Below are 21,164 nucleotides of genomic sequence, written 5' to 3' on the forward strand. Positions count from 1 at the left end.
TGCAGCAGTGGATCCGTTACGCTCAGGGATGCAAATAAAGTCTCAGCAATCCCGCGTACGATTAATCAGGCATAAAAAACCCCGCGACGTTGATCGTGCGGGGTTCGGATGTTGCCTTAGAGTTTAACCCTTGGGCTGCCAGCCACCGCCCAGGGTTTTGTAGATTGCAACGATGCCGCTGTACAACTCGACTTCGGCAAGTGCCTGGGTGTCTTCGGCGGCAAGGCGTTCACGCTCGGCATCGAGCAGTACCAAAAAGTCGACAGTGCCTTCGCGATAACGCACCGCAGCTTGAGCCGCCGCCGCGCGACTGGCCTCTGACTGACGAATCAGCGCCAACAAGCGCTGTTGGCGCTTGGCGTAGTCACTAAAGGCGTTTTCGGATTCTTCCAGGGCTAACAAGACTTGCTGCTCATATTGTGCCAGCGCACCTTCGGCTTCTGCGTCAGCGCCGCGAATTCGAGCCTTGACGCTGCCCAGATCAAACGCAGCCCAGGTGATGCTCGGTGAGACACCCCAAGCCCGCGCCGCCGAAGAGCCAATCTGCGAGCCTCGCCCGGCAGTAAAACCCAGAAAGCCGCTCAGGCTAACTCGTGGAAACAAGTCTGCAGTCGCTACACCAATATTCGCAGTCGCCGCTGCCAGGTTTTGCTCAGCAGCACGAATATCCGGTCGCCGACGCAGCAACTCGGCCGGGTCGCCAATGGGCAGCGCCTTGGCGATAGCCGGGATGGGTTGTGGCGAAAGATCAATGTCGAGTTGATCTGCGCGTTGACCGAGCAGGGTGGCGATGCGGTTGCGCGCACGTACCTGTTCTGCCTGCAGTTGCGGCACGCTGGCTTCGACTGCGGCAAGGCGTGCGTCGGCGCGAAGCACATCAAGTTCGCTACCGACCCCAGCATCGCGCAGGTCTTCGGTGATACCCCGTGATTCTTCCTGGTTGTGCAGGTTCTCGCGGGCAATCTGCTCGCGTAACTGGGCACCGCGCAAACTGCCGTAGGCATCAACCAGCTCAGCAATCAAACTTACCTGCAACTGATAATAATCGGCTTCGGCAACTTCAATCTGCGCGTCACTGGCTTCAAGTTGGCGCTGGATTCGGCCAAACAGATCAAGTTCCCAGACCATGTCCAGGCCAAGGTCATAACGCTCGGTGCTGACTCTATCCTCGGTGATATCAGGCTGTTGCGCCTTGCCGATGTCGCTACTGGCGCGGCTGGTGATGGTCGGCAGCCGGTCATTGGCAACATCGTCACGAATGGCCCGGGCTGCCTTTAGCCGTGAAAAAGCGACACGTAGCTCACGGTTGTCCTGCAACGACTTGCTCACCAACTGGTTGAGGGTTGGGTCATCAAACTGTTGCCACCACAACGCTTCAAAGTGCTCTTGGTCATATTTGCCAGCGTTCAACTGCGCCAATTGCGCAGGGCTGCTTTCAGGCTGTTTAAAGTCTGGGCCAACAGCGCAGGCGGAAACCGCCAAAGCGAGCAGCGCTGGTGCGAATAACTTCAACTTCATGCTCCTGCCTCCTGCAGACGTAGCGCGCGTTTAGCCTGGCGTTTTTCAACAAAGCTGCGAATCAGTACATAAAACACCGGAGTCAGCAGCAGGCCAAAGAAGGTCACGCCAAGCATGCCGCTGAACACCGCAACACCCATCGCATGACGCATTTCTGCACCCGCACCAGAGCTGAATACCAGCGGTACCACGCCCATGATGAAGGCAAAGCTGGTCATCAGAATCGGCCGCAGACGCAGGCGGCAAGCTTGCAGAACCGCGCTCACGCGATCCATTCCAGCTTCCTGCTGCTCCTTGGCAAACTCAACAATCAGAATCGCGTTCTTGCAGGCCAGTCCAACCAATACAATGAGGCCGATCTGGGTGAAGATGTTGTTGTCGCCTCCGGTCAGGATTACACCAGCAATGGCTGACAACAGGGTCATTGGCACGATCAATATCACCGCCATCGGCAAGCTCCAGCTTTCGTACTGAGCAGCCAGCACCAGGAATGCCAGCAGCACGCAGAGCGGGAATACAAACAGAGCAGTATTACCTGCCAGGATTTGTTGGTAGGTCAACTCGGTCCACTCATAGCTCATGCCGTTTGGCAGTTGCTCTTTGAGCAGGCGCTCCATAGCAGCTTCGGCTTGGCCGGAGCTGTAGCCGGGCGCTGCACCACCGTTGATTTCAGCAGTGATAAAGCCGTTGTAATGCATCACGCGATCGGGGCCGGAGCTGTCTTTGACCTTGATAAACGTCGACAGCGGCACCATTTCACCGCGATTGTTGCGCACCTTGAGCTGACCGATCTGGTCGGCATCAACCCGGTATTGCTGATCAGCCTGCACGTTGACCTGGTAAGTTCGACCAAAGCGGTTGAAGTCGTTGGCATACAGCGAACCCAGGTACACCTGCATGGTGTCAAAGATATCGCTGATGGCGACGCCGTGAATCTTGGCTTTGTCGCGGTCAATGTCGGCATCAACTTGGGGTACGTTGACCTGGTAGCTGGTGAACAAACCGGCTAACTCGGGTACATCACGGCTCTTGCTGATGACGTTTTGCACTTGTTTATACAGCTCGTCATAGCCCTGATTACCTCTGTCTTCGATCTGCACACGGAAGCCGCCGATAGTGCCCAACCCCTGGACTGGTGGCGGTGGGAAAATCGCAATATAAGCATCCTGGATACCAGCGAACTTGGCATTCAGCGCAGCGGCAATTGCTCCCGCTGACAGGTTTGGGTCCTTGCGCTTATCAAAGGACTCAAGCGTTGTAAAAACAATGCCGCTGTTCGGGCTGTTGGTGAAACCGTTGATCGACAGGCCCGGGAAGGCAACGGTGTTGGAAACCCCAGGGTATTCACTGGCAATCTCCGACATCTGCTTGATGACCGCTTCGGTACGATCAAGGCTTGCAGCATCCGGCAGCTGGGCAAAGGCAACTAGGTATTGTTTGTCTTGCGGCGGTACAAAACCGGTCGGTGTGCTGGCGAAACCAAAGTAGGTCAGCGCCAACAAGCCGCCGTACACCAGCATCGCAATGCTGCTGCCACGCAGGACGCGGGTCACCGTGCCGACATAGCCATTACTGGCACGGTCGAACAGACGGTTGAATGGTTTGAATAACCAGCCGCCAAACAGGCGTTCCAGTATCCGGGAGAAACGGTCCTTGGGCGCGTCGTGGCCTTTCAGCAGTGCTGCAGCCAGGGCGGGTGACAGGGTCAGCGAGTTAAAGGCGGAGATGACGGTCGAGATCGCAATGGTCAAGGCAAACTGCTGATAGAACTGGCCCGTCAGGCCGGAAATAAATGCAGTGGGTACGAACACGGCACAGAGCACCAGAGCTGTTGCAATGATGGGGCCTGTGACCTCTTTCATTGCTTGCTTGGTTGCCTCGACCGGAGTTTTGCCCAGCCCGATATTGCGTTCGACGTTCTCCACCACAACGATGGCGTCGTCAACCACGATACCGATTGCCAGCACCAGGCCGAACAATGACAAGGCATTGAGCGAGAAGCCGAACAGGTGCATCACTGCGAAAGTACCAATCAAGGAGACAGGTACAGCCGCCAGCGGAATGATCGATGCCCGCCATGTCTGCAGGAAGAGAATTACGACCAGTACCACCAGCACAATGGCTTCGAGCAAGGTGTGTACCACCGCCTCGATAGAACCACGCACGAAGATGGTTGGATCGTAGACGATCTCGTAGTCCATGCCTTGCGGGAAGCTTTTCTTCAGCTCAGCCATACGCGCACGGACCGAGTCTGAAATCTCAATAGCGTTCGAGCCTGGCCGTTGGAATACCGGAATGGCAACCGCAGGCTTGTTATCCAGCAGCGAGCGCAGGGCGTATTTGCTGGAACCCAGTTCGACCCGGGCGATATCCCTCAGGCGTGTGATTTCACCGTTTTCGCCAGCGCGAATGATGATGTTCTCGAACTCTTCCTCAGTCACCAGTCGTCCCTGGGTGTTGATCGAGAGCTGGAAACTGTTATCGCCAGCGGTCGGTGGTGCACCCAGCGAACCTGCGGCAACCTGGCGGTTCTGTTCGCGGATGGCATTAACCACATCGGTAGCGGTCAGGTTGCGTGAAGCCACTTTATTGGGATCAAGCCATACACGTAGCGAATAGTTGCCCAGGCCGAACAGTTGCACATCGCCCACACCGTCGAGGCGGGCCAGCTCATCTTTGACGTTGAGCGCCGCATAGTTCGACAGATAGAGCATGTCGTAGCGGTTATCCGGCGAGGTTAAGTGAACCACCATTGTCAGGTCGGGTGAGGCTTTATCGACCGTCACGCCAAGACGCTGAACTTCAGTCGGCAAGGTTGGCATGGTCCGGGTGACCCGGTTTTGCACCTGAACCTGAGCGTTATCGAGATCGGTGCCCAGGGCAAAGGTAATGGTCAAGGTCAGCGCGCCGTCGGATGTTGCCTGTGATGACATGTACAGCATGCCTTCGACGCCGGTAATGGCTTGCTCCAACGGCGAGGCAACTGTTTCGCCAATTACTTTGGGGTTGGCGCCGGGAAAACTGGTACGCACCACGACTGTAGGCGGCACCACTTCGGGGTATTCACTGATTGGCAATTGGAAGAGCGAGATAGCACCGGCAATCAATATCAGAAGCGAGAGAACCGCTGCGAAAATTGGCCGTTTGATAAAAAACTGGGAGAAATTCATAAAGCTTTACCCTTAGCCGCGAGGTGACGCGTTTGGCTGAGCAGGGCGCTCAGCGATGTCAACTTCGCTGTCTACTGTTGAGTCAACGGCGTTACGGATGCGCGCTAGCTTGGCCAATGTTTGTTCATCAGCCATGGCTACGTTTTGTGGGTCGACGGTTGAGCCGGGCATTGCATGCTGCAAACCGTTGACGACAATTTTGTCGCCTTTCTCCAGGCCGCTGCGGACAATACGCAAGCCTTCGACTTTGGGGCCCAACTCAATAGCGCGATAGCTGACAGTGTTGTCATCGGCGAGTACCAGGACAAACTTCTTGCCAAGGTCAGTGCCTACGGCGGCGTCTTGAATCAGCTTGGCTGAATAGGTGTCGCTGCCGACCAGCTTGAGTCGTACATACAGGCCAGGTGTGTATTCACCCTTGCTGTTGTCAAATACTGCACGACCACGAATGGTGCCGGTTTGCGGGTTGACCTGGTTATCCAGAAAATCGAGCTTGCCAAGGTGCGGGTTGCCGACCTCATTGGAAAGTCCCAAGTAAACCGGGCTGGCATCGCGAGTATTGCCTCCCGATTTCTTGGCCATTTCCACGTACTTCAGGAAGGCCTGTTCATCGGCATCAAAGTAGGCATAGACCTTGTCGGTGGAAACTACAGAGGTCAGTAGCGATTGGCTGGCGGTCACCAGGTTGCCTGCGGTGATTTCCGCACGGCTTACGCGACCGTCAATCGGCGAGGTCACCCGTGTAAAGCTCAGGTTCAGGCGCGCATTTTCAAGCTCAGCCTGAATCCCCGCAACTGTTGCCAGGGCCTCTTGCGCCGTACTGCTTCGCGCGTCGGCAAGCTCAGCCGATATGGCATTGCTTTTACGCAAGCGTTCGCCACGTTGGGCTTCACTGCGCGCACGGGAGTAGGCTGAACGAGCTTGGTTGAGCTGGGCTTCGAGGCGTTTGACTTCTGCGTTGAAAGGGCGCGGGTCGATCTGGAACAGCAGGTCACCTTTCTTGACCAGGCTGCCTTCGTCGAATGCGACTTTGTCGATAAATCCAGACACGCGCGGGCGAATTTCAACCGATTCTGGCGCTTCTAGCCGACCGGTAAATTCATCCCATTCGTTGATAGGTTGTTCAATGACTTCAGCGACACTGACCTTCGCTGCATGTTGCTGTTGAGTGGTTTCCTCAGTTTTCCCACATGCACTGAGAACGACTGCCGCAAGTACTGCAAGTGGAAGGTGCCAGATCTTGTTGTTTGGCTGTTCCATGATTTTTCCGCCCGTGGATGTAATATTTGGGCGAAGTGTGAGTCGCAACGAACCCGGGAACGAATCGAACGCTGCGAATTTAAGTATTACTGGAAATGATTATGGGCGACTCATTATTGTCATAGTGCAATAGTAGTGCACGAACTTGACCCTTCCAGAGGCTGTGCTCGCAGTTGGTGCGGTTACAGGCTGTCCGGATCCCCCACAAACATTTGAATACGTGAGCGCAGCCAGCGTTCGGCCGGATCATTGTCCTGCGCGCCACGCCAGGCCATGTGTAATTCAAAGGTTTGGGTTTCCAGTGGCAAAGGCTCCGTACGCAATCCGCCGGCTGCGGTTAATGCCGCTGCGGTGTAGTCGGGCACGCTGGCCACGATATCAGTGCCGCTAAGCAATGGGCCGAGCGCATTGAACTGCGGTACCGCCAGTACTACCCGGCGCTTGCGGCCGAGCTTCTCCAGTTCACTATCAACGAAGCCACCAAGATCACCGGCGAAAGACACCAATGCATGGGGCCTGGCGCAATAGTCATCAAGTGAAAGGGCGCCAGGAACAGTGTCCGCACGCAGCAGCATGGCTTTACTGCGGCGTACCACTTTGCGTTTGGCGTTGGCCGGTAGCTCTTCGGTGTAGGCAACGCCGACAGAGATTTCGCCAGACGACAACAGACCAGGCATCAATAAATAGTTGGTCCGGCGAATCACCAAGACCACGCCAGGCGCTTCAGCACGCAAGCGCTTGATCAGCGGCGGCATCAGGCCAAACTCAACGTCATCGGAAAGACCAATACGGAACACCGCATTGCTGGTGGCTGGATTGAAGTCAGCTGCGCGACTCACCGCGGTTGAAATTGAATCGAGCGCGGGCGATAGCAGGCCAAAGATTTCTTGGGCTCGCGCCGTGGGCTCCATGCTGCGGCCCGTGCGTACGAATAACGGATCGTCAAACAAGCTGCGTAGACGAGAGAGGGCAGCACTGATGGCTGGCTGGCCGAGGAACAGTTTCTCTGCTGCGCGGGTCACGCTGCGTTCGTGCATCAGCGTTTCAAAAACGATCAGAAGGTTTAGGTCTACACGGCGAAGATCGTTACGGTTCATCTGTCGTCCATATCAGGTATAAATGCGCAGCTTATAAGCGGTGCGAAAGGCTAATGCGGATCAGCTTGCCTTAGCAATAAGCTAGAGCCTGTTACCAGATCCTAGTGCACGCTGTTAATATTGTAACCACCAATCATCATCGACAGGCATGGTGAATATTAGTATTGGCATGTGGTATTGCTTACAAAGGCCCGATAAAGTCTAAGTCTAAAGGGGTCAACCGAAGAGGTTTATGATGTCCCGCATTATCCGTTTTCATCAGTTTGGCGAGGCCGATGTCCTCAAAATCGAAGAGCGCTCGCGCCCTGCGCCAGCCGCTGGCGAAGTGCTGATCGGCGTCGAATCTATCGGTGTTAGCTGGCAAGACGTGCTCTGGCGCCAGAATCTTGCGACCACACATGCGCAGCTTCCGGCTGGCCTGGGTTATGAAGTCGCCGGCGTGATTTTAGCTGTGGGGGAAGGCGTTGATGACTTGGCTGTTGGCGATAAAGTTGCCAGCTTCCCGGCTCACAGCCCAAACGACTACCCAGCGTATGCTGAAGAAGTGGTGTTGCCACGTACCTCAGTGGCGCGTTACGCAGACGTCTTGACGCCTGAACAGGCCTGCGTTCACTTTTTACCTTCCATGGTCGGCTGGTTTGGCATGGTCGAACTTGCCCGCGTGAAAGCCGGCGAAACTGTACTGATTACCGCTGCCAGCCGTTGCTGGGGGCCTTATGTAGTGCAAATGGCCAAAGCATTGGGTGCTCATGTCATTGCGGCTACTGATACCGACGAGGATACCGATTTTCTGCGTGAACTCGGTGCCGAGCATGTGATTCTTACCGAAGAGCAGGATTTGGTCAGTCGGGTTAAAAAACTGACCAATGATCGCGGCGTGGATATCGTCATGGATACACTGGGCGGCCCACAAATGTGCCTGCTTGGTGATGCACTGGCTCCGCGTGGCCGTTTGGTGCTGTACGGGCTGCAAGGTGGCAACGAGACGCCATTCCCAGCCTGCGCCGCGTTCCAGAAGAATATTCAGTTTTTCGTGCATTGCATCGGTAACTTTACCGGCAAGCAAGAATTGGGTATCCCGCAGGATAAAGAAGCGGTTGCCCGGGCGCTGCAAGGCATCAATCAACTCACGGGCGATGGTTTGCTCAAGCCGCTGATCGATAAATCCTTCAGCTTCGACAAGGTTGGCCAGGCGCACCTCTATATGAGTGAGTGCCCAAGTCGTGGCCGAGTGGTGCTCAACGTCAAGAGCTAGGCGTACTTAGCCTGTGTACCCAAGCGCCCTGATTGATTCAGGGCGTTTTGCTGTCTGAACCATCCTTTGAATCTGGCATTAGCGTTGCAATCAGCGCACGCACGCTGCCCGGCAAAGCTTCCAGATCACGCACCAGAATACTGCGTTCACGCACGGCCCAGGGCTCGTCCAGTTCGATGGTGCTGAGTTGCATGGTGCGGCTATGACGCTGAGCGGCGGATTCAGGAATGATGCCTATGCCTACACCTGCCTCGATCATGCGGCAGATGGCTTCAAAACTGGACACCTGGATGCGTAGCGAAAGTTTGGTGCCGAGTTTTTCGACCTGTTCACGCAAAAAGCTCAACAAGGTGCTGCCTTCGTGCAGGCCAATGTGCTGATACTCAAGGGTGTCGCGCAGTGTCACTTGCTGCTTACTGGCCAGTGGGTGATTTTTCGGCACCGCCAGCAATAGGCGGTCGGTGCTGAAATGCAGCACTTGCAGGCCACTGACCTCGACTGGCCCGGCAATAATGCCCAGGTCAGTGCTGCCGTCGAGCACGCCACGCACGATGTCACGGCTCAAGCGCTCCTGCAGGTCGACACTGACGCCCGGACGCTCAGCGAGAAACCCGGCAAGAACCTCCGGCAGGAACTCGGTGACCGCCGTGGTATTGGCAAAGATGCGGATATGCCCGGCCGCGTCCGCACCGTAATCGGCGAACTCACTTTTCAGGTAATCAACCTGGCGCATGATCAAGCGCGCATGGTGCAGCAAGCGCTCACCGGCGGGGGTTAGCTCAACCCCGCGACTGTCGCGATAGAGCAGGCGTGAATCAAGTTGCGCTTCCAGAGCTTTGATCCGCGCGCTAGCCGCCGCAGGTGAAAGAAATGCACGCCGTGCGCCCTGGGTCAGGCTCGGGGATTCGGCAATATGAATAAACAAGCGCAGGTCAGGTAAATCAAAGTGCATGGATTGTCTCTGCGTCATTGGGTGAGGCTTGATTTTGCGTTCAGCATAACCGAACGCTGAGTTATGTAAATGCAAATTCACAGAACGCAGTGTCAGACGCATCCTAAGTGCAACTAAAAAGAGCACTGCTGGAAGTAACCCATGACTGACGCCGCATTATCTGCCTGGATTGGCCGTTCCGAAGAAGTCCATGACCAACTGAGTCGTAATCTGGTGATGCGAATTGCCGCAACCCTAGGTGAAGAAACCCCGGCCCATGGCGAAGCATTGCCGCCACTGTGGCATTGGGCGTTCTTTCAGAACCCCGTGGCCGAGACCGGTCTGGGCGAGGATGGCCATCCAGCGCGCGGCGGCTTTCTGCCTCCGGCTGATAACCGTAATCGCATGTGGGCTGGCGGCAAAATCGAGTTTATCCAGAGCTTGCGTGTAGGCGGTGATGCCACACGGGTTTCGACTATCACCCACATCGAAGAGAAGCATGGCAGCACCGGCGCGTTGTTGTTCGTCACCGTGCAGCATGAATATTTTCAGGATGGTGAGCTGGCTATTCGTGAAGATCAAAACATCGTGTATCGCGAGCCAAGCCCGCCGAAAAGCAGCAGCGGTCAGTCGTTGCTAGCGGGGGATTGGCAGGAGTCGATCACACCAACTGCAACTCTGTTGTTCCGTTATTCGGCCGTTACCTTCAATGGCCACCGCATTCATTACGACTGGCCATACGTGACCGATACCGAAGGCTATTCAGGCCTAGTCGTGCATGGCCCGTTGATTGCCACCTTGAGCCTGCGCGCCTTCTGTCGGGCTAACCCGCAAGCGCGTTTGCGCCAGTTTTCCTACCGCGGCTTGCGGCCGCTGGTTGCGCCGCACCCCTTTGTGGTCGGCGGCAAAATTGAATCCAGCGGAGCTGCACAACTCTGGGCTGGAAACGAAGCGGGTGTTGCTCAGCGCAGCGAAGTGAAATTTGACTGACACAGCCAATCCATTGGCTCAAACGAGATGCGAAATATGAATCCGAATAAGAATCCAGAACTTAATGCCATTCGTGAAGGTGTGCGTGCCTTGTGTGCCGAATTTCCAGCTGAATACTGGCGCAAAATCGATGAAGAAAAAGGTTTCCCGGAAGCCTTCGTCAAGGCGCTGACCGACGCTGGCTGGCTGTCCGCGATGATTCCTGAAGAGTACGGCGGCTCGGGCCTGGGCCTGGCTGAAGCCTCGGTCATCCTTGAGGAAGTCAATCGTTGCGGCGGTAACTCCGGCACTGTGCACGGCCAGATGTACAACATGTTCACCTTGCTGCGTCATGGCAGCGAAGCGCAGAAGCGCTATTACTTGCCAAAGCTGGCAAACGGCGAGCTGCGCTTGCAATCGATGGGTGTTACCGAGCCGACAACCGGCACCGACACCACCAAGATCAAGACCACTGCGGTGAAGCAGGGCGATAAATATGTCATCAACGGCCAGAAGGTCTGGATCTCGCGTATCCAGCATTCCGACTTGATGATCCTGTTGGCGCGCACCACGCCGCTGGCTGAAGTTAAGCGAAAGTCCGAAGGCATGTCGATCTTCCTGGTTGACCTGCGCGAGGCAATTGGCAACGGCATGACCGTGCAGCCGATTGCCAACATGGTCAATCATGAAACCAACGAGCTGTTCTTTGACAACCTCGAATTACCAGCCGACAGCCTGATTGGCGAAGAGGGCAAGGGCTTCCGCTACATCCTTGATGGCTTGAACGCCGAACGCACGCTGATTGCCGCCGAGTGCATCGGCGATGGCCGCTGGTTTATCGAGAAAGCCAGTCAATATGCCCGCGACCGTGAAGTCTTTGGTCGCCCGATCGGCCAGAACCAGGGTGTGCAATTCCCGATTGCCGAGGCGCATATCGAAGTCGAGGCGGCTGACCTGATGCGCTGGCGCGCCTGTGATGAATATGACGCCGGAGAGAACGCCGGTGCCAGTGCCAACATGGCCAAGTACCTGGCAGCAAAAGCATCCTGGGAAGCTGCCAATGCCTGCATGCAAACCTTCGGTGGCTTTGGTTTCGCTTGTGAATACGATATCGAGCGCAAATTCCGCGAGACCCGCTTGTATCAGGTTGCCCCGATCTCGACCAACCTGATTCTGTCTTATGTGGCCGAGCATCTGCTCGACCTGCCTCGTTCATTCTAAGGACGTCAGCCCATGACTCATACAGAACAGCTTGCCGCGTTTATGGCTGACTTGCGTTATGAGCAACTTCCCGAGGCTGTGCTCGACAGAACCGAGGAGCTTTACCTCGACTGGCTGGGTTCTGCATTGGCCAGCCAGGGTCGCCATCCGATTCCGTTGTTTGAGCGTTATGCGCAAACCATGGGGCCAGGTACAGGCAAGGCGAAGATTCTGGTCAGTGGCAAATGCACCAGCGCCTATTTTGCTGCGCTTGTGAATGGTGCCTCCTCGCATCTGGTTGAGCAGGATGACTTGCACAACAGCTCAGTGCTGCACCCAGCCACTGTTGTATTCCCGGCGGCACTGGCTGCTGCTCAGGACCTGGGTTGCAGCGGCCGAGAGCTGCTGTTGGCTGCGGTTGTGGGTTATGAGGCAGGCATCCGCATCGGTGAATTCCTTGGACGCTCGCACTACCGGATCTTCCACACCAGCGCGACGGTCGGCACCCTGGCCGCTGCGGTTACTGTTGGCAAGCTGCTGAAGTTTAATCGCGAGCAGTTTATCAACTTGCTCGGAACCGCCGGGACCCAGGCTGCAGGCTTGTGGGAGTTTTTGCGTGACGCTGCCGATTCCAAGCAGTTGCACACCGCCAAGGCTGCTGCAGATGGCGTGCTTGCGGCCTACCTGACTGCTGAAGGTTTAACTGGCGCGCGCAATATTCTTGAAGGCGATCAGGGGATGGCGGCAGGTATGTCCAGTGACGCCGACCCAGCCAAGTTGTCCGATCGCCTAGGCAGCCGCTGGGCCTTGTGTGAAACCTCATTCAAGTTCCATGCATCCTGTCGCCACACCCATCCCGCCGCTGACGCTTTGCTGGCGCTGATGCAAGCGCAGGGGCTGGAGCATGAACAGATCGAACAGGTCACAACCCGGGTTCATCAAGGCGCAATCGATGTGCTGGGCCGGGTGGATGTGCCAAGTAGCGTTCATCAAGCCAAATTCTCAATGGGCACCGTACTCGGCTTGATTGCCGTGCATGGCAAGGCTGGTTTGCCGGAGTTCGAGCAGTTTGCGTTACACGATCCGCATGTTGCCGGTTTTAGGGGCAAGGTGCAGATGCAACTCGATACAGAGGTCGATGCTGCTTATCCGCAACGTTGGCTCGGGCGTGTTGAGGTGCTGACGGTTGATGGTCGTCGTCTGCAGGGCGCAATAGACGAACCTAAAGGCGATCCAGGCAACACGTTGTCGCGGTCAGAGTTGGAAGACAAGTTCCGCCGTTTACTTGCATTCGCTGGGCACAAGGACTCAACCAGAGCGGATGAGTTGATTGCCCAGGCTTGGAACTTGCGCCACTGCGCGTCGGTAAACAGCCTTTGTTAATCATGCCGTCTAAGTAAGAGAACCATTATGAATAGTTCCACACGTTCACCACGTCCGTTGGACGGCATCACAGTTGTTAGTCTGGAGCACGCCATTGCGGCTCCGTTTTGTACCCGTCAATTGGCTGATCTTGGTGCCCGGGTTATCAAGGTCGAGCGCCCGCTCAGCGGTGACTTTGCCCGTGGCTACGATGAGCGAGTATCGGGATTGGCCTCGCATTTCGTCTGGACCAATCGCTCCAAGGAAAGCCTGACCCTTGACCTCAAGCAAGAGCCTGCCACAGCTGTGCTTGACGCCTTGCTGGCCAAGGCCGATGTGTTGGTGCAGAACCTGGCTCCGGGTGCGGCTGCCCGCATGGGCTTGTCCTTCGAGGCCTTGCACGAGCGTTTCCCGCAGTTGATTGTTTGCGACATCTCCGGTTACGGCGAAGGTGGTCCTTACGAGCAAAAGAAAGCCTATGACCTGCTGATTCAAAGCGAAGGCGGCTTTTTGTCCGTGACAGGCGGCGAGGGCGAAGATCAGATGGCCAAGGCCGGTTGCTCGATTGCCGATATCGCCGCCGGGATGTACGCCTACACCGGCGTGTTGTCGGCACTGATGCTGCGCGGCAAGACGGGTGTCGGCAGTCGGGTCGATGTGTCTATGCTCGAAAGTCTGGTGGAGTGGATGGGCTATCCCATGTACTACGCCTATCAAGGTGCGACGCCGCCGCCACGGGCAGGTGCCGCGCACTCGACTATTTATCCCTACGGCCCGTTCCCGGCAGGCGATGGCGGAACCGTGATGCTCGGCCTGCAGAATGAGCGCGAATGGCGAGCCTTTTGCGACAAGGTGCTGATGCAACCTGAGTTGGCCGATGATCCACGATTTTCAGCCAACTCCAAGCGTTCGGCCAACCGTACGGAACTGCGTGCGATCATCCTTGAGAGTTTCGCTGCGTTAAGCGCCGAGCAGGTTATCGAGCGGCTAAACGAGGCGCAAATCGCCAATGCCCATGTCAATGACATGGCTGGGGTTTGGCAACATCCACAACTCAAGGCCCGCCAACGCTGGACCGAGGTGCAGAGCCCATCCGGGATGCTTCCGGCGTTGCTGCCGCCAGGGCGCAACAGTGCCTTCAGCCCACGCATGGATGGGATTCCCGCATTGGGAGAACACACCGATAACCTGCTTGGCGAGCTGGGCTTGAGTGCCAGTGATATCCAGCAACTTCACGAACGCGGCGTTGTTTAAGCAGTGTCTGTGCGAGCTAGAGAGAGTGAAATGACCATGAATGGATCGATCATTCGCACGGCATTGTTCGTGCCTGCATCCCGCCCTGAGCGCATCCCCAAGGCGCTTGCCGTCGGCAGTGATGCAGTAATCGTTGATCTTGAAGATGCAGTTGAAGAGACGCTCAAGGAACAAGCACGAGCTGATCTTGATGCCTTTTTGCAAGCCAATCCCGAGGCCCGCCTGCATGTGCGCATCAACTCGGCTGGTCACGCTGGCCATGATGCAGATATGGCACTGTGCGCGCGCCATCCAGGCGTTGTCGGTGTATTGCTGCCCAAGGTCGAAAGCGCAGCTCAGGTCCGCCACCTGGCCGCCTGCAAAAAGCCAATCTGGCCCATTGTCGAAAGTGCCAAGGGGTTGCAGGCCTTGGTTGAAATTGCCCATGCAGAAGGTGTTGAACGGCTCTCGTTTGGCGGGCTGGACCTGGGCCTTGACCTGGGTTTGGCAGCAGGCACCTCAGGCGCTACACGCATGCTGGATCAGGCGCGTTTCGCGATTGTGTTGCAGTCGCGCCTGGCCCAGCTGGCGCCTCCGTTAGACAGTGTATTTCCAGCAATCGATGACCCCAGCGGACTGGCGCAATTTGCGCGCGATGCCAATGACATGGGCTTTGGCGGCATGTTGTGTATTCACCCCAAACAGGTTGCCGTGGTGCACCAAAGCCTGATGCCAGCTGCCGATGAACTGGATTGGGCGCAACGCGTAATGAATACGGCAGCGCAGGGCGCTGGTGTGTTTGTAATCGACGGGCAGATGGTTGATGCGCCGGTACTCGGTCATGCCAAGCGTTTACTCGAACGTGCCGGCATGTGACTAAAAGCTCGCTAAATAACCTCTGTGCATCCGTGCAGAGGTTGAGGTCTACCAACAATAACAAGAGGTATTCAATGTATAAGCTTCCATTCAAGACACTGCTATGCGCCGCTGCTGTATCGATGTCAGTTGGCTTCGCCAGCCTGGCCCATGCCGCAGATCCGATTATTATCAAGTTTGCCCACGTGGTCGCAGACAACACCCCTAAAGGCAAGGGGGCATTGCTGTTTAAAAAGCTGGTGGAAGAGCGTCTTCCAGGCAAGGTAAAGGTCGAGGTCTACCCGAACTCATCACTCTATGGCGACGGCAAGGAAATGGAGGCATTGCTGCTGGGCGACGTGCAAATGCTGGCGCCGTCACTGGCCAAGTTTGAACAGTACTCCAAGCCGATCCAGATCTTTGACCTGCCATTTCTATTCGACAACTTGGCCGCCGCCGACCGTTTTCAAAGCAGCCCGCAAGGCAAGGCTTTGCTCAAGTCGATGGAAAGTAAAAACATCACGGGCTTGGCCTATTGGCATAATGGCACCAAGCAATTGTCCGCCAACAAACCATTGCACGTACCGGCCGATGCCCGTGGCTTGAAGTTCCGCGTGCAGGCATCGGCGGTACTTGAAGAACAGTTCAAGGCGGTCCGGGCTAACCCGCGCAAAATGAGTTTTGCCGAGGTTTACCAAGGCTTGCAGACCGGTGTGGTCAACGGCACCGAGAATACCTGGTCGAATTACGCCAGCCAGAAAGTCAATGAAGTGCAAAAGTACATGACTGAGTCGGATCATGGCCTGATCGACTACATGGTGATCACCAACACCAAGTTCTGGAATAGCTTGCCGGATGATATTCGCACCCAGCTTGATGAAATCATGGGCGAGGTGACTGTCGCGGTGAACAAAGAAGCTGCAGACCTGAACCAGAAAGCCAAGCAGCAGATTGCCGATGCTGGCACCACTGAAATCATCACCCTGACGCCGCAAGAACGTGCAAAGTGGCGTGAAGCGATGAAGCCGGTGTGGAAGAAGTTTGAACCGCAGATTGGCGCCGACCTGATCAAGGCTGCCGAGGCTTCAAACACGCCTTAAGCTTTATCTTTGCGTGATAAACAAAAACGGGCGACTGCATCAGTCGCCCGTTTTTTTGTGCTTGTACATCAGCTCGCGGCATCCATCCACTTGGGTTTTGGATAGCGCCGATCAGCTTTACCGGCCTTCAGGATCGCACCCGGTACATCGTGGCCGAGCAGTTCAGGCAGGCTCGCCGCAGCCTGCAGCAGCGCATCCAGGTCTACGCCGGTATCGAACCCCATGCGCTGAAACATATGCACCAAATCTTCGGTGCAGATATTACCGCTGGCGCCTGGTGCGTATGGGCAGCCGCCCAGCCCGCCGAGCGATGCATCAAAGCGATCAACGCCCGCACCCAATGCCGCAATCGCATTGGCCAAGCCCATGCCACGGGTGTTATGAAAGTGCAGGGTGAATACGGTTTGCGGCCAACGTTGCAGGGCTTCGCGGCTGATGCGCTCGACTTGCGCCGGGTCGGCCATGCCGGTGGTATCACAGAGCGTTATGCCTTGCACGCCAATGTCAGTCAAGCGCTGAATTAGCTCAAACACGCGAGTCTCAGCTACGGCGCCTTCAAAAGGGCAGCCAAAGGTGGTGGAGAGTGAGGCGTTGATAAATACCTCGCTGCCACGCGCTACTTCGATGATCTCCCGGAACTGTGCCAGCGATTGTTCAGGCGTCATGCGCAAGTTGGCCAGGCCATGGGTATTACTGGCTGACATGACCAGATTTATTTCATCAACCTGGCATGACAAGGCGCGCTCGCAGCCTTTGACGTTTGGCACCAACACCGTGTATTCAACCCCTGCCACACGCTCGATACTGCGCATCACCTCTTCAGCGTCACGCAAGTTGGGTATGGCCTTGGGCGAGGTAAAGGAGGTGACTTCGATCTTGGCCAAGCCGGTGCGAGAGAGGCGGTTAACCAGTGCAATTTTGTCTTCGGTTGCAACGAAGTTGGGTTCTATCTGGAAGCCGTCACGGGTGGCGACTTCCTGGATGTATAGACGCTTGCTCATCATCAGTTCCTTATACTATGCCGCGATCGCGCAGGCCTTGACGCTGCTCGTCGGTCAGGCCCAAACCGGCCAATACATCATCGGTGTGCTCACCCAGTGCCGGACCGCCGGTGCCAATGCGACCCGGGGTACGACTCAGCTTGGGCAATACGCCTGGCACCTTTAGTGGCCCGGCAGCGGTTTGCACGGTTTCGATCATCTGCCGCGCCAGGTAATGCGGGTCTTTGACAATATCGGCTGCGGTATAGGGGAAACCGGCCGGAACCTGTGCTTGATTGAGCGCTGCCAACACGTCGTCACGCGCGCGTTCACGGGTCCAGTCAGCGATCGCTTGGTCGATTAACTCAGCATTCTCACTGCGGCCATCGTTGTGGGCCAGGCGTGGGTCGTTGGCCAGGTCTTCGCGACCCACAAGGGTCATCAGGCGTTTGTAGATACTGTCGCCATTACCGGCGATCAATACGAAACTGCCATCGTTGCACGGATAGGAATTGGACGGCGTGATGCCGGGCAGGGCGCTGCCAGCGGGTTCACGGATGTAGCCAAAGGCATCGTATTCGGGAATCAGGCTTTCCATCATGGCAAAGACTGATTCGTACAAAGCCACATCAATGTATTGCCCCAAACCGCTGCGCTGGCGTTCTTGCAGTGCCAGCAATACGCCAATGACGCCATAGAGCGAGGACAATGAGTCGCCAATGCTAATGCCTACTCGCACCGGCGCTTGCCCTGGGTATCCGGAAAGATGGCGCAGGCCGCCCATGGCTTCGCCGATCACGCCAAAGCCGGGCAGGTCGCGGTACGGGCCGGTCTGACCGTAGCCCGAAATGCGCAGCATGATCAGTCGTGGGTTGATTTGCGACAACTGCTCCCAGCCCAGCCCCCAGCCTTCAAGGGTTCCGGGGCGGAAGTTCTCAATTAGGATATCCGCCTCGGCAATCAACTTGCGCACGATATCCTGACCTTCCGCTTCTCTCAGGTTTAGCGTCAGTGACTGCTTGTTGCGCGACTGAACATGCCACCAGAGTGAGGTGCCATCTTTAATCTTGCGCCACTTGCGCAGCGGGTCGCCGACCTTTGGCGGTTCGATTTTGACCACCTGCGCGCCAAACTCGCCGAGGAGTTTGCTGGCGAATGGGCCCGCAATAAGCTGGCCCATCTCAACCACTTTCAACCCTTGCAGCGCCATGTTGGTCACGTTTTGATCTGTCATTGTTGTGCCTCTAGCCGGGTGCTTTGTTCTCTATGGTTGCAGAATTACCCAACCTTGAATCGAGAACAATTGATCAATTTTCAAGCCTGACTTCGTATTCTACGAAGTTAATCTATGAGAGCCTTGTCGGCACTGTTGCATCAAGACTCCAGAAACGACTGAATAATGCTTTGCTGGCGTTGTTCAGCGGTTCTTCAACTGGCAGAGGACAAACGCCGTGCGCCGTATCGACTTCACCACGCTTAAGGTATTTATTGCGATTGCCGATGAGCGCAGCCTGACCAAGGCCGCCGAGCGTGAGCACCTGGCCTTGGCAGCGGTCAGTAAACGGGTGAGTGATCTTGAAAGCCAACTGGGTATCAACTTGCTTTATCGCCAGCCCAAGGGTGTCGAGTTGACGCCAGCTGGACATGCCTTGCTGCACCATGCGCGCACGGTCATGGATAACCTTGAGCAACTGAGCGCCGACCTCAGCGAGTTCAGTGAAGGGGTTAAAGGTCATGTGCGTATTCACGCCAACACCTCTGCGGTCATTGAGTTTTTGCCAGAAGACCTGAGCACTTTCACCCAGTTGCACCCCGAGGTGAAAATTGACCTGGAGGAGCGGGTCAGCAGTGAAACCATCCGCGCTGTGCGTGAAGGACTGACCGACATCGGTATCTTTGCCGGACATGTGCCGGCCGAAGACCTGCAGCTGTTTACCTACCGCCATGACCAACTGGTACTGGTGACCCCACGTGATCATCCATTGGCGTCACGCAACTCGGTAGCCTTTCGTGAAACCGTCGGTTATGACTTTATCGGCCTGCAGCAAGATGCCTCGCTGCACAACCTGTTGCAGCACAGTGTGCATCATCTCGGCGCTACATTACGCCTGCGAATCCAGGTACGCAGTTTCGAGGCGATCTGCCGCATGATCCACACCGGCATGGGCATCGGCGTGCTGCCTGAGATTGCCGTGCGCACCTATTTGCCAGCGCTGAATGTCCAGGTGGTCAACCTCACCGATGACTGGGCGCGCCGAGAAATAAAGATCGGCGTTCGCAGCCTGGATGCCTTATCCGTGACGGCAAAACAGATGCTTGAACACTTGGTAAGCAGCGAATACCGCTGAGCCTGCCTTCGTGGATGCCGAAGGCCTCATTACTCAAATGTGAATTTCAGTTGGGAAAACTGCGCGATAGAGTTCGTGGGTCGATGAAGTGCGAACCCCTGTTGCAAGACCTCGCCATTTCAACGCTACGGAGCCTCTGAAATAGCTAGTTCAATAGTTTTTAGCGGCTTCCTAAGACAAAAATAATAGGAGCTCACCCATGAAGTATCCGTCTGTACGTCGTGTCCTGCTGGGCATGGTCACAGGTTTTGCATTGGCTGGCGCCTTGACTGCCCAGGCTGCCGATCCAATCCTGATCAAGTTCTCGCACATTACTGCTGATAACACCCCGAAAGGCAAGGGCGCATTGCTGTTCAAAAAACTGGTTGATGAACGTCTTGCGGGCAAGGTTGAGGTACAGGTCTATTCCAATTCATCACTTTATGGCGATGGCAAGGAGATGGAAGCCTTGATGCTCAATGAGGTGCAAATGCTTGCGCCTGCACCCTCGAAACTTGAGCAATACACCAAGCAATTGCAGTTGTTCGACATGATGTTCCTGTTCGACAACATGGCGGCTGCCCAGCGCTTCCAGAACTCTGACAAGGGCAAGGCGATGCTCAAGTCGATGGAAGACAAAGGCATCACTGGCTTGGCATTCTGGCTCAATGGTATGCGTCAGTTAACTGCCAACAAACCACTGGTCAAACCATCCGACGCCCGTGGCTTGAAGTTCCGTGTGCAGCCATCCGATTTGCAGGCCGCACAGTACAGCGCATTGCGCGCAGTGCCGCGTAAAATGTCTTTCGCCGAGATTTACCAAGGGCTGCAAACTGGGGTGGTCAACGCTCAGGACAACCCATGGTCGAACATCTACAGCCAGAAATTCTACGAAGTGCAGAAGTACATGATCGAGTCCGATCATGCCATCGGCAACTACGTGCTGATTACCAACACCAAGTTCTGGAATAGCCTGCCAGCCGATATCCGCAGCCAGCTTGAAGAAATCGTTGCTGAAGTCACCACCGAGGTGAACAAGCAAGCCGCAGAGCTTAACGAGCAAGCCAAGCAGGCCATTATCGATTCGGGCAAGGTTGAGCTCATCACCCTCACGCCTGAGCAGCGCAACGCCTGGCGCGATGCAGTTAGTCCAGCCTGGAAAAAGTTTGAATCGCAGATCGGCAGCGATGTAATCGAAGCGGCAAAGGCGGCGAATCAAGCCAACTAACAGCCCCCGCGATCGGGCAACAGCCTGGTCGCGGATTCAGTTTCAGGCTTTTGGCTAACCCCGAAAATTCGACTGATCTCAGTGCCCCCCACTTGGGCTTGTGCTGAAAAGCTGGCAGCTTATTTTTCAGCGCAGGCCCAAGCATTAGGGTTGGTTGAGTAACCAGCCAAAAGCCTGCTTTATTCTTATGCATTGCTTACGCAATAGCCTCTTCGTACCGGCCTTCGGCTGTAGTGAAACCGGCATGCACCAATCGTGAATGTCGGGTTGCGGGTTACTGGGTTAGAGTCCCGCTTTCCTTATGGATCAAACCAATAAAAATCGTTCAGGAGATTTCTGATGAACGCCTTGAGGCGCGTTTGGGACCACTTCGAAGAAGGCTTTATTGCCTTTTTATTAGGGTCGATGACGCTAGTAACCTTTACCTACGTAATCCTCAACAACCTCTATAGCTTCTTCTACAGCTGGGCTGACCGCTGGGAAGGCGGTAGCGAGACCCTGTTCTGGATCGGCGATCATATCCTCGACATGGCGCAGTCCATGACCTGGAGCATTGCCCTGACCAAGGCCCTGTTTGCCTGGTTGATATTTTTCGGTCTGGCCTACGGTGTGCGCACCGCAGGGCATATCGGTGTGGATGCGCTGGTCAAGCTGGCGCCGCGCCCAATCCAACGCGTAA

The 21,164-nt window shown here is 55.9% G+C and carries 17 protein-coding genes; 10 read left to right on the plus strand and 7 right to left on the minus strand.

Features of this window, described 5'->3' with window-relative positions; all coding sequences use genetic code 11:
• Positions 1–123 precede the first annotated feature (123 nt).
• From AACY26_RS21050 to AACY26_RS21065, 4 genes are all read right to left on the minus strand, one after another.
• On the minus strand, positions 124–1,518 hold the full coding sequence (locus AACY26_RS21050; RefSeq protein ID WP_339516937.1) for a TolC family protein: 1,395 nt from the start codon (positions 1,516–1,518) through the stop codon (positions 124–126).
• The gene (locus tag AACY26_RS21055) at positions 1,515–4,688 is read right to left on the minus strand and encodes an efflux RND transporter permease subunit (protein WP_339516938.1); all 3,174 of its coding nucleotides are present in this window, start codon (positions 4,686–4,688) and stop codon (positions 1,515–1,517) included. The genes AACY26_RS21050 and AACY26_RS21055 overlap by 4 nt, the downstream gene beginning before the upstream one ends.
• 12 nt (positions 4,689–4,700) lie before the next feature.
• Positions 4,701–5,948, minus strand: a complete 1,248-nt coding sequence (mexE, locus tag AACY26_RS21060) for a multidrug efflux RND transporter periplasmic adaptor subunit MexE (RefSeq protein WP_339516939.1) — start codon at positions 5,946–5,948, stop codon at positions 4,701–4,703.
• Positions 5,949–6,130: 182 nt separating this feature from the next.
• Positions 6,131–7,045, minus strand: coding sequence for a LysR family transcriptional regulator (locus AACY26_RS21065; protein ID WP_339516941.1), 915 nt, complete (start codon positions 7,043–7,045; stop codon positions 6,131–6,133).
• A 235-nt stretch (positions 7,046–7,280) separates the two neighbouring features.
• Between AACY26_RS21065 and AACY26_RS21070 the strand changes: the two genes are divergently transcribed.
• The gene (locus AACY26_RS21070; protein WP_339516943.1) at positions 7,281–8,300 is read left to right on the plus strand and encodes a zinc-dependent alcohol dehydrogenase family protein; all 1,020 of its coding nucleotides are present in this window, start codon (positions 7,281–7,283) and stop codon (positions 8,298–8,300) included.
• 37 nt (positions 8,301–8,337) lie between these two features.
• Here the strand turns inward: AACY26_RS21070 and AACY26_RS21075 are convergent, their stop codons facing one another.
• Positions 8,338–9,252 carry a LysR family transcriptional regulator gene (locus AACY26_RS21075; protein WP_339516945.1) on the minus strand — a complete coding sequence of 305 codons (915 nt, stop codon included), beginning with the start codon at positions 9,250–9,252 and terminating at the stop codon, positions 8,338–8,340.
• Positions 9,253–9,393: 141 nt separating this feature from the next.
• On the opposite strand from AACY26_RS21075, the gene AACY26_RS21080 reads away from it, so the two are divergent.
• The 6 genes from AACY26_RS21080 to AACY26_RS21105 all read left to right on the plus strand — a co-directional run bounded on the left by AACY26_RS21080 (position 9,394) and on the right by AACY26_RS21105 (position 15,950).
• Positions 9,394–10,221 (plus strand): FAS1-like dehydratase domain-containing protein, encoded by an 828-nt coding sequence (locus AACY26_RS21080; RefSeq protein ID WP_339516946.1) that lies wholly within the window; start codon positions 9,394–9,396, stop codon positions 10,219–10,221.
• A 36-nt stretch (positions 10,222–10,257) separates the two neighbouring features.
• Positions 10,258–11,421, plus strand: coding sequence for an acyl-CoA dehydrogenase family protein (locus tag AACY26_RS21085; protein ID WP_339516947.1), 1,164 nt, complete (start codon positions 10,258–10,260; stop codon positions 11,419–11,421).
• 12 nt (positions 11,422–11,433) lie between these two features.
• Entirely contained in the window at positions 11,434–12,783 is a 1,350-nt protein-coding gene (locus AACY26_RS21090) for an MmgE/PrpD family protein (protein ID WP_339516948.1), read from the plus strand.
• A gap of 27 nt (positions 12,784–12,810) precedes the next feature.
• On the plus strand, positions 12,811–14,016 hold the full coding sequence (locus tag AACY26_RS21095; RefSeq protein WP_339516949.1) for a CaiB/BaiF CoA transferase family protein: 1,206 nt from the start codon (positions 12,811–12,813) through the stop codon (positions 14,014–14,016).
• 36 nt (positions 14,017–14,052) lie between these two features.
• Positions 14,053–14,871: an HpcH/HpaI aldolase/citrate lyase family protein gene (locus tag AACY26_RS21100; RefSeq protein ID WP_339516963.1), complete on the plus strand. Its 819-nt coding sequence runs from the start codon at positions 14,053–14,055 to the stop codon at positions 14,869–14,871.
• 74 nt (positions 14,872–14,945) lie between these two features.
• The gene (locus tag AACY26_RS21105; protein ID WP_339516951.1) at positions 14,946–15,950 is read left to right on the plus strand and encodes a TRAP transporter substrate-binding protein; all 1,005 of its coding nucleotides are present in this window, start codon (positions 14,946–14,948) and stop codon (positions 15,948–15,950) included.
• A 68-nt stretch (positions 15,951–16,018) separates the two neighbouring features.
• On the opposite strand, the gene AACY26_RS21110 is transcribed toward AACY26_RS21105, so the two are convergent.
• Both AACY26_RS21110 and AACY26_RS21115 read right to left on the minus strand, forming a co-directional pair.
• Entirely contained in the window at positions 16,019–16,951 is a 933-nt protein-coding gene (locus tag AACY26_RS21110) for a hydroxymethylglutaryl-CoA lyase (protein ID WP_339516953.1), read from the minus strand.
• 10 nt (positions 16,952–16,961) lie between these two features.
• A complete protein-coding gene (locus AACY26_RS21115; RefSeq protein ID WP_339516954.1) occupies positions 16,962–18,164 on the minus strand; it encodes a CaiB/BaiF CoA transferase family protein in 1,203 nt (400 codons plus the stop codon).
• Between the two features lie 217 nt (positions 18,165–18,381).
• Between AACY26_RS21115 and AACY26_RS21120 the strand changes: the two genes are divergently transcribed.
• The 3 genes from AACY26_RS21120 to AACY26_RS21130 all read left to right on the plus strand — a co-directional run.
• Positions 18,382–19,278, plus strand: coding sequence for a LysR substrate-binding domain-containing protein (locus AACY26_RS21120; protein ID WP_339516955.1), 897 nt, complete (start codon positions 18,382–18,384; stop codon positions 19,276–19,278).
• A 199-nt stretch (positions 19,279–19,477) separates the two neighbouring features.
• Positions 19,478–20,485 carry a TRAP transporter substrate-binding protein gene (locus tag AACY26_RS21125; RefSeq protein WP_445261338.1) on the plus strand — a complete coding sequence of 336 codons (1,008 nt, stop codon included), beginning with the start codon at positions 19,478–19,480 and terminating at the stop codon, positions 20,483–20,485.
• Between the two features lie 339 nt (positions 20,486–20,824).
• Positions 20,825–21,164: TRAP transporter small permease (locus AACY26_RS21130; protein WP_339516956.1), on the plus strand; the 340-nt coding region annotated here is incomplete at its 3' end.

The sequence above is a fragment of the Pseudomonas sp. RL_15y_Pfl2_60 genome, assembly GCF_963970595.1.
Taxonomy (GTDB): Bacteria; Pseudomonadota; Gammaproteobacteria; order Pseudomonadales; family Pseudomonadaceae; genus Aquipseudomonas.

Bases quoted from the DNA above. Each gene is read 5' to 3' on its own strand.
- AACY26_RS21050 (WP_339516937.1), bottom strand. From the start codon at position 1,518: ATGAAGTTGAAGTTATTCGCACCAGCGCTGCTCGCTTTGGCGGTTTCC.
- AACY26_RS21075 (WP_339516945.1), bottom strand. From the start codon at position 9,252: ATGCACTTTGATTTACCTGACCTGCGCTTGTTTATTCATATTGCCGAA.
- AACY26_RS21070 (WP_339516943.1), top strand. From the start codon at position 7,281: ATGTCCCGCATTATCCGTTTTCATCAGTTTGGCGAGGCCGATGTCCTC.
- AACY26_RS21065 (WP_339516941.1), bottom strand. From the start codon at position 7,045: ATGAACCGTAACGATCTTCGCCGTGTAGACCTAAACCTTCTGATCGTT.
- mexE (WP_339516939.1), bottom strand. From the start codon at position 5,948: ATGGAACAGCCAAACAACAAGATCTGGCACCTTCCACTTGCAGTACTT.
- AACY26_RS21085 (WP_339516947.1), top strand. From the start codon at position 10,258: ATGAATCCGAATAAGAATCCAGAACTTAATGCCATTCGTGAAGGTGTG.
- AACY26_RS21110 (WP_339516953.1), bottom strand. From the start codon at position 16,951: ATGAGCAAGCGTCTATACATCCAGGAAGTCGCCACCCGTGACGGCTTC.
- AACY26_RS21090 (WP_339516948.1), top strand. From the start codon at position 11,434: ATGACTCATACAGAACAGCTTGCCGCGTTTATGGCTGACTTGCGTTAT.
- AACY26_RS21115 (WP_339516954.1), bottom strand. From the start codon at position 18,164: ATGACAGATCAAAACGTGACCAACATGGCGCTGCAAGGGTTGAAAGTG.
- AACY26_RS21055 (WP_339516938.1), bottom strand. From the start codon at position 4,688: ATGAATTTCTCCCAGTTTTTTATCAAACGGCCAATTTTCGCAGCGGTT.
- AACY26_RS21080 (WP_339516946.1), top strand. From the start codon at position 9,394: ATGACTGACGCCGCATTATCTGCCTGGATTGGCCGTTCCGAAGAAGTC.
- AACY26_RS21125 (WP_445261338.1), top strand. From the start codon at position 19,478: ATGAAGTATCCGTCTGTACGTCGTGTCCTGCTGGGCATGGTCACAGGT.
- AACY26_RS21095 (WP_339516949.1), top strand. From the start codon at position 12,811: ATGAATAGTTCCACACGTTCACCACGTCCGTTGGACGGCATCACAGTT.
- AACY26_RS21100 (WP_339516963.1), top strand. From the start codon at position 14,053: ATGAATGGATCGATCATTCGCACGGCATTGTTCGTGCCTGCATCCCGC.
- AACY26_RS21105 (WP_339516951.1), top strand. From the start codon at position 14,946: ATGTATAAGCTTCCATTCAAGACACTGCTATGCGCCGCTGCTGTATCG.